General features: G+C 62.5%; 11 protein-coding genes. 3 read left to right on the forward strand and 8 right to left on the reverse strand.

Features of this window, described 5'->3' with window-relative positions; translation table 11 throughout:
* Positions 1 to 64: 64 nt before the first annotated feature.
* Together ACW5XC_RS02055 and ACW5XC_RS02060 are read right to left on the reverse strand one after the other, a co-directional pair.
* Positions 65 to 508, reverse strand: a complete 444-nt coding sequence (locus ACW5XC_RS02055; protein WP_042055206.1) for a PliI family lysozyme inhibitor of I-type lysozyme — start codon at positions 506 to 508, stop codon at positions 65 to 67.
* 58 nt (positions 509 to 566) lie between these two features.
* Positions 567 to 2,600, reverse strand: coding sequence for a M13 family metallopeptidase (locus ACW5XC_RS02060; RefSeq protein ID WP_042055208.1), 2,034 nt, complete (start codon positions 2,598 to 2,600; stop codon positions 567 to 569).
* A gap of 180 nt (positions 2,601 to 2,780) precedes the next feature.
* Here ACW5XC_RS02060 and tilS point away from each other — a divergent pair, with 180 nt between their 5' ends.
* Positions 2,781 to 4,139, forward strand: coding sequence for a tRNA lysidine(34) synthetase TilS (gene tilS / locus ACW5XC_RS02065; protein ID WP_042055211.1), 1,359 nt, complete (start codon positions 2,781 to 2,783; stop codon positions 4,137 to 4,139).
* Positions 4,140 to 4,216: 77 nt separating this feature from the next.
* Here tilS and ACW5XC_RS02070 read toward each other — a convergent pair whose 3' ends face one another.
* Positions 4,217 to 5,119 (reverse strand): GGDEF domain-containing protein, encoded by a 903-nt coding sequence (locus tag ACW5XC_RS02070; protein WP_042055212.1) that lies wholly within the window; start codon positions 5,117 to 5,119, stop codon positions 4,217 to 4,219.
* 118 nt (positions 5,120 to 5,237) lie between these two features.
* Between ACW5XC_RS02070 and ACW5XC_RS02075 the strand changes: the two genes are divergently transcribed.
* Positions 5,238 to 7,190, forward strand: coding sequence for a monovalent cation:proton antiporter family protein (locus ACW5XC_RS02075; protein WP_042055216.1), 1,953 nt, complete (start codon positions 5,238 to 5,240; stop codon positions 7,188 to 7,190).
* A 28-nt stretch (positions 7,191 to 7,218) separates the two neighbouring features.
* Here ACW5XC_RS02075 and ACW5XC_RS02080 read toward each other — a convergent pair whose 3' ends face one another.
* The 4 genes from ACW5XC_RS02080 to ACW5XC_RS02095 all read right to left on the reverse strand — a co-directional run bounded on the left by ACW5XC_RS02080 (position 7,219) and on the right by ACW5XC_RS02095 (position 10,792).
* Positions 7,219 to 8,364, reverse strand: coding sequence for a patatin-like phospholipase family protein (locus tag ACW5XC_RS02080; RefSeq protein WP_005347843.1), 1,146 nt, complete (start codon positions 8,362 to 8,364; stop codon positions 7,219 to 7,221).
* A gap of 112 nt (positions 8,365 to 8,476) precedes the next feature.
* Positions 8,477 to 9,355, reverse strand: coding sequence for an alpha/beta hydrolase (locus tag ACW5XC_RS02085; protein ID WP_042055218.1), 879 nt, complete (start codon positions 9,353 to 9,355; stop codon positions 8,477 to 8,479).
* Positions 9,356 to 9,437: 82 nt separating this feature from the next.
* Positions 9,438 to 10,034 (reverse strand): TetR/AcrR family transcriptional regulator, encoded by a 597-nt coding sequence (locus ACW5XC_RS02090; RefSeq protein WP_042055221.1) that lies wholly within the window; start codon positions 10,032 to 10,034, stop codon positions 9,438 to 9,440.
* Positions 10,035 to 10,147: 113 nt separating this feature from the next.
* A complete protein-coding gene (locus tag ACW5XC_RS02095; RefSeq protein ID WP_005338467.1) occupies positions 10,148 to 10,792 on the reverse strand; it encodes a response regulator in 645 nt (214 codons plus the stop codon).
* A gap of 171 nt (positions 10,793 to 10,963) precedes the next feature.
* On the opposite strand from ACW5XC_RS02095, the gene ACW5XC_RS02100 reads away from it, so the two are divergent.
* Positions 10,964 to 11,590, forward strand: a complete 627-nt coding sequence (locus ACW5XC_RS02100) for a glutathione S-transferase (RefSeq protein ID WP_042055224.1) — start codon at positions 10,964 to 10,966, stop codon at positions 11,588 to 11,590.
* Positions 11,591 to 11,665: 75 nt separating this feature from the next.
* On the opposite strand, the gene ACW5XC_RS02105 is transcribed toward ACW5XC_RS02100, so the two are convergent.
* Positions 11,666 to 13,777 (reverse strand): alpha-amylase, encoded by a 2,112-nt coding sequence (locus tag ACW5XC_RS02105; RefSeq protein ID WP_042055225.1) that lies wholly within the window; start codon positions 13,775 to 13,777, stop codon positions 11,666 to 11,668.
* Positions 13,778 to 13,873: the final 96 nt, after the last annotated feature.

Here is a 13,873-nt window from a genome sequence, read left to right on the forward strand (position 1 = left end):
AACAGCAGAAACAACAAAGCCCTGATCATCAGGGCTTTTTACATTGCAGATTCGGGGAGAGGGCTTAGTCCTGCGGGCTTTTGAGCGCCTTGACCACATCCTCTTTGGGCTCCAGCTCCTTGACCTGATTGAAGATCTCCAGCTCCCCTTGCGGACTGACGGTGTAGGCATCGGCATCCTGATAGCTGCCGCTGCCGGCGCTCTCGATGATGACCACCAGCTCGGGCTGTTTGTCGCCATTCAAATCGACCAGTTTCAGCTCCCGGATAAAGCCGTTACGAGCCATCACCTTGCCATCCTGAAACTCATCCAGTGGAAACTGGGCGTTCTGGCCCGAATAGAGCCGCACGTCATAGCTACCGATGGAGGCGGGCTCACCGGCCCCCTGCGCCACCCGGATCACCTGCCCGGAGGGGAGGGTCAGTTGCTTGCTAAATCCCTCTTCGGCTTGTGCTTGTGCCGCCAGCGGCAGGGTCAGCAGCCCCGCCATCATCAATACTCTGTTCATCTTGCAACCTCTTGCTGTCTCTTGAGTGCGGGCTCCCGGGGAGCCCGCCGTGATGTTGCTACCAGATCTTCACCCGCTTCTGGGGCGGCAGATAGAGTTTGTCCCCCGGCTGGATGTTGAATGCCTCATAGAAGGCGGGAATGTTCGGCACCACGCCGTTGACCCGGTACTCGGGCGGCGAGTGGGGGTCGGAGCGCAGCAGCATCTGCATCAGCTCGGGACGATACATCCCTTTCCACACCTGCGCCCAGCCGAGGAAGAAGCGCTGTTCGCCGGTGAAGCCGTCCAGCACCGGTGCCTCCTTGCCATCCAGCGACAGCTCGTAGGCTTTGTGGGCGATGGTGAGACCGCCCAGATCGCCGATGTTCTCGCCCAGAGTGAACTGACCATTGACGAACTGGCCGTTGATGGGCTCGAAGCGGTTGTACTGGGCCACCAGACGGCTGGTGCGGAAGCGGAACTCCTTGAGATCTTGCGGCGTCCACCAGTCGCGCATCATGCCGTCGCCGTCGGATTTGGCCCCCTGATCATCAAAACCGTGGCCCATCTCGTGACCAATGACCCCGCCGATGGCGCCGTAGTTGACCGCATCATCCGCCGTCATGTCGAAGAAGGGGGGCTGCAAGATGGCCGCCGGGAAGACGATCTCGTTGTTGCTCGGGTTGTAGTAGGCGTTCACCGTTTGCGGCGACATATGCCATTCGTCCCGGTCGACCGGCTTGCCGAGGCGCGCCAGACTATCTGCGTATTCAAAGGCTTGCGAGCGTTGCAGGTTGCCCACCAGATCATCCGGTTTGATGGCGATGGCGCTGTAATCCTTCCACTTGTCGGGGTAGCCGATCTTGGGGCGGAACTTGGCCAGCTTCTCGAGGGCCTGCGCCTTGGTCTCGGGCGACATCCAGTCGAGCTCCTTGATGCTCTGGCCGTAGGCGGTGCGCAGGTTCTCCACCAGCTGCTCCATCCGCTCCTTGGCCGCAGGCGGGAAGTAGCGGGCCACATAGAGCTGGCCGACCGCTTCACCCAGATGATCGTTCAGCACCCCGAGCGCCCGCTCCCAGCTGGCGCGCTGCTTGGGCGTGCCGCTCAATGTGGTGCCGTAGAAGGCGAAGTTGGCGCGGTCGGTCTCGCTGTCGAGATAGGGGGCGTAGTCGGTCAGCAGTTGCCACTTGAGGTAGGCCTGCCAGTCGGCGATGGGGGTCTGGGCCATCACCTGATCCAGCGCGCTCAGATAGGTCGGCTGGCCGATGATGAGATCCGGCTGGCCAGCAATGCCCGCGGCATTGAGATAAGCCTGCCAGTCGAGGTGGGGGGCGAGCCGTGCCAGTTCGCTGGCGGGGCGCTTGTTGTAGTTCTTCTCCCGATCCCGCAGCGCGACGTTGTCCCACTGGATGGTGGCGAGCCGGGTTTCGAGGGCCAGAATCCGTTTGGCCTTGCCGCTCGGGTCAGATTCCCCGAGGCGGCTCAGCATGGCGGCGATATGCTGCTGGTACTTCTGGCGCAGGGCCTGACTGTCGGGATCCTGCTTGAGGTAGTAGTCCCGATCCGGCAGCCCCAGTCCACCTTGATAGAGGTAGACCGCATAGCGGTCGGGGGACTTGGCATCGGCGTCGATCCAGATGCCGAACGGTGCGCCGCCGCCCATGCGGCCCGACTGGGCAAAGGCGCGGGCCAGTGCGGCCTGATCACCGATCCGGTCGATATCGGCCAGCGCCGGTGCCAGCGGGGTGAGCCCCTTGGCGTCACGGCCTGCCTGATCCAGATAGCTGGCGTAGAGATCGCGGATCTGCTGGGTCGGCGTGCCGGTGGCGGCCTCCTGCTTGGCCAGCCCCTCGACCAGCACCCGCACATCGGCGAGGGATTTGTCCCGCAGCATGTAGAAGGCGCCATCGGCGGGGCGATCGTCGGGGATCTTGGCGGTGGCGAGCCACTTGCCATTGACGTAGCGGAAGAAGTCATCGCCGGGTTTGACCTGGGTGTCCATATTGGCCAGCGCCAGCCCGGAGTGTTTGGGGGAGTCTTGCGGTGCCTGACTGCAGCCAGCCAGCAGTACCAGTCCAATCAGGCCGGCCAGTAAGCTTTTCTTATTGTTCATCTTGTTTGATTCCAATTCGGATTGTTTGCTTCCCTGCCCATCTTCCTTGCTCCAACCGGTTGTGCGACCGCCTTGCGGCCAGCCTGGTGGAGAGGGCGGGCGAGCCTCACTCTAGCAGCAGGGTTGCAGCTTGATAAGCCCGACTCTGCTAAGATCGGCCGGTCCGTTTTGGGGAAGCCTATGATTTCTCATCTTTATTCTCGCTTTTGTCTGACTATGCCAGCGCCGGAAGGTTCCACCGGTCTGCTGGTGGCCTTCAGTGGCGGCCTCGACTCCACCCTGCTGCTGGTGCTGGCGGCGCAGTATGCCCGCGAGCACAGCCTGCCACTTCGCGCCCTGCACGTGCACCACGGCCTCAGTCCCCATGCCGATGAGTGGGTCGCTCATTGTGAAGCCGTGTGTCAGCAATTGGCGGTGGAGCTGCTGGTCGAACGGGTGACTCTGGCCCGTGGCAATGGCGAGAGTCTGGAGGCGCAGGCTCGCACCGCCCGTTACCAGCGGCTGACCGCCCGGATGCGGGAGGGGGAGTGGCTGCTCACCGCCCACCATCAGGACGATCAGCTGGAGACCCTGCTGCTGGCCCTCAAGCGCGGCGCCGGTCTGCGCGGGCTGGCGGGGATCCTGCCAAGCCAGCCCTTTGCCGGCGGCCTGTTGCTGCGGCCGCTGCTCGATATGAGTCGCGCCGAGCTGGCCGAGGCGGCAGCGAGCCTCCCCTTTGGCTGGGTGGAGGATGAGAGCAATCTGGACGTGAGCTATGACCGCAACTTTTTGCGCCAGACGCTTATCCCCCAGCTCAAGGCGCGCTGGCCCGCCATGGCCCAGACCGCGGCGCGCAGCATGGCCCTGTGCGCCGAGCAGGAAGCGCTGCTGGATGAGCTGGCCGAGAGCGACTGGCAGCTGGCGGGCGAGGGGGAGGCGCTCCATATCGGCCCGCTGCACGCCCTCTCACCTACCCGGCGCAACAACCTGCTGCGCTACTGGATCCGCCGTCAGGGGGGGGAGATGCTATCCCGCGAGCAGCTTGCCCGGCTCTGGCAGGAGGTGGCGTTGGCGCGCGGCGATGCCAATCCCCGGCTCAACTGGGGGCGCCAGAGCTGCCGCCGTTTTCAGGAGCGGCTCTATCTGGTGAGCCCTGATCTGCAACCTTGCCATCAGGTATTGCCGTTGACCGTGGGTGAGCCGCTGACCCTGCCGGACGGGTTGGGCGAGCTGGTGGTGCGTATGGCGGAGCACGGCGAGGATCGGCTGCGCTCCCCCCGAGCGGACGAGCCGCTCTCGGTGCGCTTTCAGGTAGCGCCCGGGATCCCCCTCAAACCGGTGGGGCGGAGCGGTAGTCGGCGGATGAAGAAGCTGCTGCAGGAGTATGGCGTGCCTTCGTGGCAACGGGGACGCATCCCCATCCTATACTATGGCGAGCAGGTGGCGGCGGTGGTGGGGCTCTTTGTCTGCGACGGTTTTATGGCACAGAGTGCCGGGCTGGTTTGCCACTGGCAGGGAAACGGTGCCGCCCCCATCCTGCCCGAGCAGGATCTTGCCTGAGGTGATCTCGGCGTAAACCCAAAAAAGAAGCTCCGGTCACATGGCGCGCATGTGCCGGAGCAAAGAAGAGTTCGCGATTATTCGTTAGGGCTGGCCTTGCCGGCTTTCTTGCGGGCGTAGAGGTGACTGTCGGCCGCCTCGTAGAGGCTCGGCACATCGACCCCGGATTGCCAGCTGGCGGCGCCAAGGCTGCATCCGACCGAGAAGGTGCTGAGCTCCTTGTTGGTCATCAACATGTGCTGCAGTCGCAGCCAGACCGGGCGCCACGCCTCGGGTTCGGCCGGTTGCAACAGCAAGGCAAATTCATCTCCCCCGAGCCGGAAGGCTTGATCCGTACTGCGGATACACCCCTTGAGCAGCTGGGCGAAGCGGCTCAGCACCAGATCCCCCACCGGATGGCCCCAGGTATCATTGATCTGCTTGAAGCGATCGAGATCCAGCAGTACCAGCACCAGACCGTGGGGCTCGCGGCTGTGCTGCTCGATGGCGCGACCGATGGCCTCGTCAAAGTAGGAGCGGTTGCCAAGGCCGGTCAGGTGATCGAGCCGGACCAGCTGATCCAGTTTTTCCAGCCGCAGATAGAGGGGCAGCAGCAGGCAGAGCAGCTGATGGTATTGCATCAGGACCCGTTGCTGGCTGCCGCTCAGCGGATGTTCCAGCTCGTAGTGGAGCTGGCCGAGCAGCTGGCCATGCTGGCCGCGCAGCTCGAACGGATAGTTGTGCAGGTTGAGGGTGGCCAGCGGCGGGTGCTGGATCAGTACATGGGGCTGGCCACAATCGAGGTAGAGACCGTGGATCCTGACAATTCTTGCCGCACGATCGGCAAAAGTTGTCAGCAGACCGCCGAGATCGCTCTGCCTCAACAACTGCTCGAGCAACTGGTTGCGTTCAACGCTGGGCAACGGCGTGAGCCGCTCCATCTGGCGAACCCACTGCTCGATGCCATGGCTAAAGCCATTAAGTGACGACGTATTTTCCATGGTCTTCCACCTGTAACACCTGACTACTGTCTCCTCCCTGCAATTGGCATGCCCAATATATCTTTCCTGCCCGCCAGATCGGCTGACTAAGCTTAAGTCGATAAAAGGAGAGGAAAATTTGTACACCGACCTGTTGATCCTGCTGTTCGCCGCCGTCCTGCTGGTGGCAACTTTCCGGCGCCTCGGCTTGCCGGTGATCCTCGCCTACCTGATTGCCGGCGTCTTGCTCGGCCCCCACGGGCTGGCGGTGATCACCGGCCAGTCGATCATGCAGACCATTGCCGAGCTGGGGATCGTCTTTTTGATGTTCTCGCTGGGGTTGGAGTTCTCCCTGCCGAAATTACTGGCGATGCGCCGATTGGTGTTGGGGGTGGGGATGTTGCAGGTGCTGCTCACGTCACTGCTCTTTTTCGCCATCGGCTGGTGGTGGGGGTTGGGTCTGGCCCAGTCGCTGGTGGTGGCGGGAACGTTGGCACTCTCCTCGACGGCGGTGGTGATCAAGCAGCTCGGCGAGCAGAAGCAGCTCCATACCCGCCGCGCCCAGCTGGGGGTGAGCGTGCTGCTGTTTCAGGATCTGGCGGTGGTGCCCCTGCTGGTGATGATCCCTATCCTCGCCCAGCCGGAAGTGCAGGGCAGCGCTTTGGCCGCCGAGATCGCCTGGGCCACTCTCAAGGGGCTGTTTGCCCTCTTCACTCTGTTGGCGGTGGGCAAGTGGTTGCTGCCGCTGCTGTTTCACGAGGTGGCGCGAGCCCGCTCCGACGAGTTGTTCGTGCTGAGTGCCCTGCTGGTGGCGCTGCTGGCTGCCTACATGACCCATTCACTGGGGCTGTCGATGGCGCTGGGGGCGTTTCTGGCGGGGATGATGCTGGGGGAGTCCCACTACCGTCATCAGCTTGAGGTAGACATCAAGCCCTTTCGCGACGTGCTGATGGGGCTCTTCTTTATCACCATCGGCATGGCCATGGAGTGGGAGCTGGTGGCGCGGGCTTGGTGGCAGGTACTGATCTGCGTGGTGCTGCTGGTGCTGTGCAAATCTCTTCTGGTGCTGCTGGCCGGGCGGCTGATGGGGGAGCGCAAGCGCGACAGCATGGCCGCCGGCATCATGCTCAGTCAGGTGGGAGAGTTTGGCTTCGTGCTGCTGGCACTGGCACTGCACCACGGCTTGCTGGATCAGCAACTGGTCTCCCTGCTGATCGGCATCGGCATCATCTCCATCGCCATGACTCCCTGGCTGGTGACCCAGGCCCATTCGCTAGCTCGCAGCCTCACCGATCCTGCGTTGCTGACCCGCTCCGAAGTCGCCCAGTCGGGACTGAGCAAAAACCAGCACGTCATCATTGCCGGGTTTGGCCGGGCGGGGCAGACCTGTGCCCGCTTTCTCAAGATCGAGGAGATCCCCTTTCTGGCCCTAGACCTCGACCCCGAGCGGGTGAGCGAGGCCAAGCTGGCGGGGGAGCAGGTGGCCTTCGGCGACGCCAGCCGCCGCGATATTCTGCTGGCCGCCGGGTTGTTGCGGGCACGGCTGGTGATCATCACCTTTGATGATCGCAAGCGGGTGGAGGCGATGCTGGCACTGATCCGCGAACTGGCGGGGGAGCTCAAGGTGCTGGTGCGCACCCGGGATGACAGCTTTCTGGAGCAGTACAAGCAGGCGGGGGCCTTCGAGGTGATCCCCGAATCCCAGGAGGGGGCCCTGATGCTGGTCTCCCACCTGCTGCTCAATTGCGATATCCCCATCGGTCGGGTGATCCGCCGGATGGAGCTGGAGCGCAGCAGTCAGTATCGCTTCCTGCACGGCTTCTACTGGGGGGATCAAAGCGCCAGCAATCTGGAGGCGGATCAGCTGCTTGAACGCCTCCATCCGCTGTTGCTGCACGATCAGGCGTGGGCGGTAGGCCGTGAAGTGCGCGAGCTGCCGCTCGATGAGGTGCGGATCAAGGAGGTGCAGCGCGGGGATCAGAGTCTGGAGCCCAGACCCGAGCTGGTGCTGGCGGCCGGTGACCGGCTGATCCTGTTTGGTACCGTGGTGGCGATGGAGCAGGCGGAGCAGCGTTTGCTGGAGGGGCGCTGAGTCCCCTCGCACTCATCGGCTGCGCCCTTTACTCCCGCTCTTTTGGTAGCCCTTCGATATCGAGGAAGGCGACGACCCGCTCCCGCTCCCTCAGGGTGTCCTGATAGCCCAGCTTGATCAGCTGCTGACAATAACCCGGATAGAACATCAAAAAGCTGGCCAGACTGCTGGTCTCATCCCCCTTCACACCCAGCACCCGCAACAGGCGGCGCAACTTTAGCGGTAGTTTGCGCAGGTAGGCCAGTGCGATGGTGTCGAGATCCTGACTCGGTTTTAGCACGCAGGTCTCCACCCGTTTCAGCTTGAGGCGATTGCGCTCCCGCTCAGGGATAAGATCCAGAGTCTGGTTGATGCGCCACAGCCGCTCCAGATCGGAGTTGAGAGTGTCGGTAAAGACGGTATCGAGCAGATGGCTGGCGATATTGGAGCTGGTGAGATGGCCGTGGTGATGGGTCGGCGCCGAGTGGGCTGGCGGATCCAGGGTGATCAGCAGGATCCGCTCCGCCCCCAGATGGATGGCGGGGCTGAGCGGGCTCAGCTGGTGGATGGAACCGTCGCCGTAGAACTTCTCGCCGATCCGGGTGGCTGGAAAGACAAAGGGGAGCGCCGAGGAGGCGAGCAGGTGCTCAGATGTAAGTACGGTGCGCACCCCGCGCCGTCTGGCCCGCTCCCACGGATGGTGGTCGGCCCGCCCCTGAAAGAAGGTGGTGGAGAGGCCGTCATCGTAATCGGACGCAGTGATGGCCAGTGCCTCCAGACTGCCGTAGAGGATGTTGTCATCAATTCGGTGATAGTCGATGAGTTGATCCAGCAGGCGGTGCAGCGGCGCGTTGTCAAAGAGGTGAAAGGCGTGGTTGGTGTGAGGATTGATCAGCCCCGCCGACCCCTCGTACATCAGCCGCCACAGCAGGCGCCCCGGGTGAAAATCGAAGATGTGGTGAGTCTCGAAGCGGCGCCAGACCCACTCCAGCTTGCGCACCCCCAGATGGAAGCAGGAGGCGTAGCAGGCCAGTGCGGTGACATTGATGGCCCCCGCCGAGGTGCCACACAGGATGGGAAAAGGGATGCCGAGATTGCGCGGGTAGAGCTCCGCAATCGCCTTGAGGGCGCCGACCTGATAGGCGGCGCGAGCACCGCCACCGGTGAGCAACAATGCTGTATTGGGTCTGGCCATATGCTGGCGCCTTATCGTGTTCTGACAAGAATGTTCCCACTGACAAGTTAACTATAAGGCGCTGTATCAAATATAAAAACGGGCGCTTGCCCGTTTTTTTCATGGCCCCATGTCAAAGGGCGCGGTGAGGATTTTCCGGCCGCGCCAGTTGATCGAAGGCGGCGAATACCGGGGCGCTGGCGAGGATGCGACCGTGGCCCAGTCCCCGGGTGCTCACCAGCCGGGTATGACCATCCTGACTGGCCCGCAAGGAATCGCCGTGCGGGGCAAATCTGTCCTCCTCGTCGTGTACTATCATCGCCGCGCCGCTGCGACTGGCGAGTCGGCCCAGCGGATCAACCGTGCTCAAGGGGTGCTGGTACTCCTGCTCAATCTCCTTGACCACCGCATCGAACAGCCGGATGGAGTAGCCGGAGCGTGCCACCATGCCGTAGAGCTGGGGCACATAGTCGAGCACCGGCGAAATCAACAGCAGCGGCAGGGTATCGATACCCGGCTGACGGCTGGAGAGAGTGACGGCGCCTCCCATGCTGTGGGCGATGACCCCGTGTAGTGGGCCTACTTCGCTGGCCAGCCTGGTTGCCAGCTCGTCGAAGGCGCGTACGAAGCGGGGCAGGTGGCCTGTGTTGCCTGCGCTCTGGCCGTGGGCCGGATGATCGTAGGCAATGGCGGTGAAACCCTGCGCGGCGATATGGCTCATCAGCGGATAGAACTGGCTGGCGCTGCCGGACCAGCCGTGCATCAGCAGCCACAGTGGTCCCTGACCGAGCCGATAGCTCATCAATACCCCTTCGCTGGTATGGACGGCCTGCTTCACCAGATCGGCAGGCTCGTGGTCATCCCGCTGGTTGCGCTGGGGGGTGAGCAGCAACTTGCTGGCGGTGCGCTTGGCATGGATGGGGGCGAGTCTGTGGTGCAACCGGGTGCCGATCCCCAGCAGCCATTTGCTCGGGCTGAAGCGGCGGGTGTTGAAGTAGATCTTGCTGCTCATGGTCATCCTGTGGTTTTTATGTGCGAACGCTCGTGCTTTTTTGTCGGTTTTTAAAAATTCGTGTTGAACGGATGCCAAAACATCAGCGCCAGCTGGCGAGCAGAGCATCCACTTCGGGCCAGAAGTGGCGGGCCGGATCCTGACACAGTTCGAGATCGTTGAACACCTGATCCGCCAGATAGAGGCCATAGAGGCGGTAAACGGCGCGCCAGGGCTCCATCTCCCGTCGCCACTCACCTGCGGCCTGACCCTGCACCACCTGACGGGCCAGATAGTCGAGCCAGAAGCGCACCAGTTGCCGGGCGGCTTGCTGCACCAGGCTCTTTTGCTCATGGCCATCCTGCACCGAGGTCCAGGCATCGAGGAACATGCAGCGTCCGGCGAAGCAGTGGTTCCACGCCTGCCAGGCGCGCAGCAGGGCGATCAGCTTGTCGTGCTGGCTCTGGTGCTCCTGCTGGCGTACCGGCTGGATCACCCGCAGCCGGAACACCTCGGCGGCGTACTCCAGCACGGCGATCTGCAGATTGTCTCGGGATTGAAAGTGGGCAAACAGGCCGCTTTTGGACATCTCGCAGGCGCTGGCCAGCGAGCCTATGGTCAGGCTCTCCAGCCCTTGCTGGCTCGCCTGCTCGAAGGCAGTCTGCAAAATGTTTTCCCGGGTCAGGCGCCCCTTGCTCATCACTATCTCCTCATTGGCGCTGGCAGCATAAAGTACGATCGTGCTAATTGTCGAGCAACAAATAGCCAGCATGGCTGGCTATCTCATCTGGCCTGTGTCGCCGCGTTCGGGGCTCAGCTCTCCTTGATATCGAGCTGTTGCAGGGCGATGACCGCCTGAGTGCGGTTTTTGACGCCCAGTTTTCTGAAGATGGCGGTGATATGGGCCTTGATGGTGGCCTCGGAGACGTTGAGCTCCCAGGCGATCTGTTTGTTGAGGCTGCCATCGCGCAGCATGATCAGCACCTTGTATTGCTGGGGGGTAAGGCTGGCCAGCTTGCTGGCGAAATCGGGGCCATCTTCCGATTCGGGATGGAGCGAGATGCCTTCCGGCACCCAGTTATCCCCCCCGATCACCGTATTGAGGGCGTTGACCAGCTCCTTCATCGGTACCGATTTGGGAATGAAGCCGAGCGCCCCGAGCCGCAATACCTGCTGGATGATGGCCGCATCTTCCGAGGCGGAGACCACCACGATGGGCAGGTCGGGATACTGGCCGCGCAGGTGGGCCAGCCCCTCGAAGCCATTGGCTCCCGGCATCTTGAGATCGAGCAGCAACAGGTCAACTTCGGGGTGCTCGCCGAGCAGGCTGGTCAGGCTGTCGATGGAGTCCGCTTCCAGCAATTGAGCGTCGTTGATGGCCATGTGCACCGCTTGGTAAAGGGCGCCCCGAAACAGGGGGTGGTCATCTGCGATGACGATGGTAAATTGGCTGTCCATATTTCGGTTAATGGCTCACATTGTTGCTAACTGATTGTTTTGAAAAATCAAACTAGCATCGCTCACCAAGAGGGTCAAACCCGCCGGTGCGCAAATGTGAAGCGACCATCGGATGTTTTGCCATCAAGGGCAGGCAGGCCGGTCGCAGGCAACTCATGCAGGAGGCAACAGATGGGTTCCTTGGTATTGGCGGTGGGCACCGGCTCCACCTGGGCGATGCGGGCGGCACTGGTGCTCGCCATGAGCGGGTTGACGTGGCAGGAGCAGGTGTTCGATCTGGAGGATGCCAAGTCGCTGGCGCGGCTCAAGCGGCTGGCACCGGCCGGTCTGGTGCCCTGGCTCGAACACGATGGCGTGCGGGTTCACGACTCGCTGGCCATCGCCGAATATGTTCACGAGCTCTGTCCCGACCGCCAGCTCTATCCCGTTTCGCTGGCCGAGCGGGCACTGGCTCGCAGCCTCTGCGCCGAGCTACACGCGGGATTTCGGCAGATCCGTTCTCTGCTCCCCTTCTTTCTTGGGGCGCCAACCCGTATCGATCCCCCGGTGGAGGCGGTCGGTGAGCTGGCCCGTTTGCAGGAGATCTGGTCGCAGACGCGGGGCCCCTTCTACTTTGGCGAGGCGGGCATTGTCGATGCCTTCTATGCGGTGATGGCCTACCGGCTGGCCAGCTACGGCATCCTGTTGCCCGGTCAGGCCGGAACCTATCAGCAGGCGCTGCTGGCCTGGCCCCTGTGGCAAGAGATGTTGGTCAAAGCTCGCCTGCAGTGGCCGGAGGCAGCGCGCCAGTCACAGTGAACCGTGGCAGATGGATAAACGAGAGAGGGGAGCCAGTGGCTCCCCTCTCTGCTGCTGGTCAATGTGGCTTAAGGGTTACTTCTGCCGGCCGGCAAAGACCACCACCACCTTGTCATCCCCCTTCTCCCGCACAAAGGCGTAGGGGGCATCCGAGAGTTTCTGGTGGCTGCCTGCCGCAATGGCCGGATGGGCGGCGCGGAACTGGCCCAGTTGCTGCCAGTGCTTGACCAGCTCAGCCTTGTCTCCGCTGGCCAGCTCCTGCCAGTTCATATCCGAGCGCAGCGCCTGATCGAACACCCCGCCATCCTTGGCCAGCCCGCGGCCGGACTCGTCGCCGTAGTAGAGCTGGATGCCGCCTGGCAGCAGCATAAAGCTGTTGGCGACCCGGCGCTGTAGCGGCACATCCTGATAGTCGCCAAAGAACAGCTTGGTGTCGTGGGAGCTGATGTAGCTCAACACGTTGAACTCGGGATCCTGATTGATGCGGCTGGCGTAGCTGGCATAGGTGGGCTCGGCGCTGGCCATGCACTGGGCCTGTGACAGGGCGAATTCGCGCTGATAGTCGAAGTTGATCAGGGAATCGAAGCCGTTCTGATACCAGAAATCCTTGGCGACCCCGTGATCCCACACCTCACCCACCATGTAGAAGGGCAGAGCGTCGAGGGCCTTGTCCGGGTTGGCGGCTTTCCACTCCTTGAGTGCAGCGGTGCCCGCCTGCTTGAGCTTGGCCCACACTTCGGGCTCCAGATGCTTGACTGTGTCGGCCCTAAAACCGTCGATACCAAAGCGGCGCACCCAGTCGGTGTGCCAGGCGATGAGATAGTCGCTCACGGTAGCGTCGGGCAGCGCCTTGGCGAGGGTATCCTTTTTCGCGGCCAGCAATGGCGGCAGCCCTACCGGTTTGGCCGATTCGGTCAGAAAGTCCGGCAGCCCCGCCACCGAGCCGGTGACGTCGTCGGTGCCGGGCTGCGGGTAGCCGGGCAGACCGGCGCGCACCCAGTCACCACTCCACCACTTGTTCCACGCGGGTGATTGATAGTCGATGAACTGGTTGTAGCCATGCCAGTTGAGGCCGCCGCTCGGGCGCCACAGGTTCCAGACGGTTGGCAGTTTGCTGCTGTTCTGGGTCAGTTCGGTGAGCCCCAGATCTTGCAGATCGGCGAGGGTGGCATAACCGGCGTGGTTCATCACCACGTCGAGGATGATCCGCATGCCGCGCTTGTGGGCCTCATCCACCAGGGTTTTCAGACTCTCTTCATCGCCGTAGTTGGGGTCAATCTTGGTGAAGTCGAGCGCCCAGTAGCCGTGGTAGGCGTAGAAGGGGAAATTGCCCTGCTCGCCGCCACCAATAAAGCCGTGAACCTGCTCCACCATGGGGGTGATCCAGATGGCGTTCATGCCGAGGCTCTTGATGTAGTCGAGCTTTTCGGTCAGCCCCTTGAAGTCACCGCCATGCCAGGTGGCCACCTCATCCTGACCATCCTTCTGGCGGCCGAAGCTGTGGTCGTTGGCCGGGTCGCCGTTGTGGAAGCGATCGGTCAGCAGGAAATAGACGCTCGCCTGATCCCAGCTGAACGGTGCTGGCTTGGCCGCCTTGACCGGCTCGAGCAGCAGCAGGCCGCCGCTCTCTTTGCTCGGGGTCAGGGTCAGCTTGCCCTGTTTGACCACCGCCTCCTGTTTCGAGTAGGCATCCCGCAGTCGGGTACCGTCGGGCCAGACCCCTTTGAGCGACACCGTGACCTGGCCACCATCCCAGCTGATGCAGGGCTCTTCTGGTGGCTGGCGTTTGAACTCGCTCTTCTTGGTCGCCCGCAGCACCTTGAGGCTGGGGGTATCCGGGTTGAAGGTGAACTGATACTCCCCGGCCAGCATCACCCGCAGGGTAAAGCTCTGATCCTTGCTGCATTTGTCCATGGGTTGGGCGGTGCCGAAGGGGAGTGGCTTGCTCTCGCTCGGGCCAAAGCTGGTACCGCAACTGTTGTCTGCGTCGCTGATGCGGATCTGGTGGCTCCCTTTGGCAAGAGGGTGAGTCAGTTCCACAGTGCCCTTGTCCAGCGCGATCGGAGTCGCCACCGGCTGACCATCCACATAGAGGTGAATCTCGGGGGTAGCCATCGCCTGTGGGGTGAACAGAGGGGCGGCCAGCAGGGCGAGCCAGAGAGGGGATAAGTGATGAGCACGACGCATAAGCCATTCCTTGAGCAGGGCAGTTCGGACAAGGGCCCATTCTAGGAGCAGCAAAGCGCGCCTTGGATCGGCAAAATGCCGATTTGTGACATCAGT

The sequence above is a fragment of the Aeromonas sp. 25-AL00135 genome, assembly GCF_054052385.1.

Excerpts from the sequence above, each read along its gene's own strand:
- ACW5XC_RS02070 (WP_042055212.1), bottom strand. The coding sequence starts at position 5,119 with ATGGAAAATACGTCGTCACTTAATGGCTTTAGCCATGGCATCGAGCAG.
- ACW5XC_RS02100 (WP_042055224.1), top strand. The coding sequence starts at position 10,964 with ATGGGTTCCTTGGTATTGGCGGTGGGCACCGGCTCCACCTGGGCGATG.
- ACW5XC_RS02085 (WP_042055218.1), bottom strand. The coding sequence starts at position 9,355 with ATGAGCAGCAAGATCTACTTCAACACCCGCCGCTTCAGCCCGAGCAAA.
- ACW5XC_RS02105 (WP_042055225.1), bottom strand. The coding sequence starts at position 13,777 with ATGCGTCGTGCTCATCACTTATCCCCTCTCTGGCTCGCCCTGCTGGCC.
- ACW5XC_RS02055 (WP_042055206.1), bottom strand. The coding sequence starts at position 508 with ATGAACAGAGTATTGATGATGGCGGGGCTGCTGACCCTGCCGCTGGCG.
- tilS (WP_042055211.1), top strand. The coding sequence starts at position 2,781 with ATGATTTCTCATCTTTATTCTCGCTTTTGTCTGACTATGCCAGCGCCG.
- ACW5XC_RS02095 (WP_005338467.1), bottom strand. The coding sequence starts at position 10,792 with ATGGACAGCCAATTTACCATCGTCATCGCAGATGACCACCCCCTGTTT.
- ACW5XC_RS02080 (WP_005347843.1), bottom strand. The coding sequence starts at position 8,364 with ATGGCCAGACCCAATACAGCATTGTTGCTCACCGGTGGCGGTGCTCGC.
- ACW5XC_RS02060 (WP_042055208.1), bottom strand. The coding sequence starts at position 2,600 with ATGAACAATAAGAAAAGCTTACTGGCCGGCCTGATTGGACTGGTACTG.
- ACW5XC_RS02090 (WP_042055221.1), bottom strand. The coding sequence starts at position 10,034 with ATGAGCAAGGGGCGCCTGACCCGGGAAAACATTTTGCAGACTGCCTTC.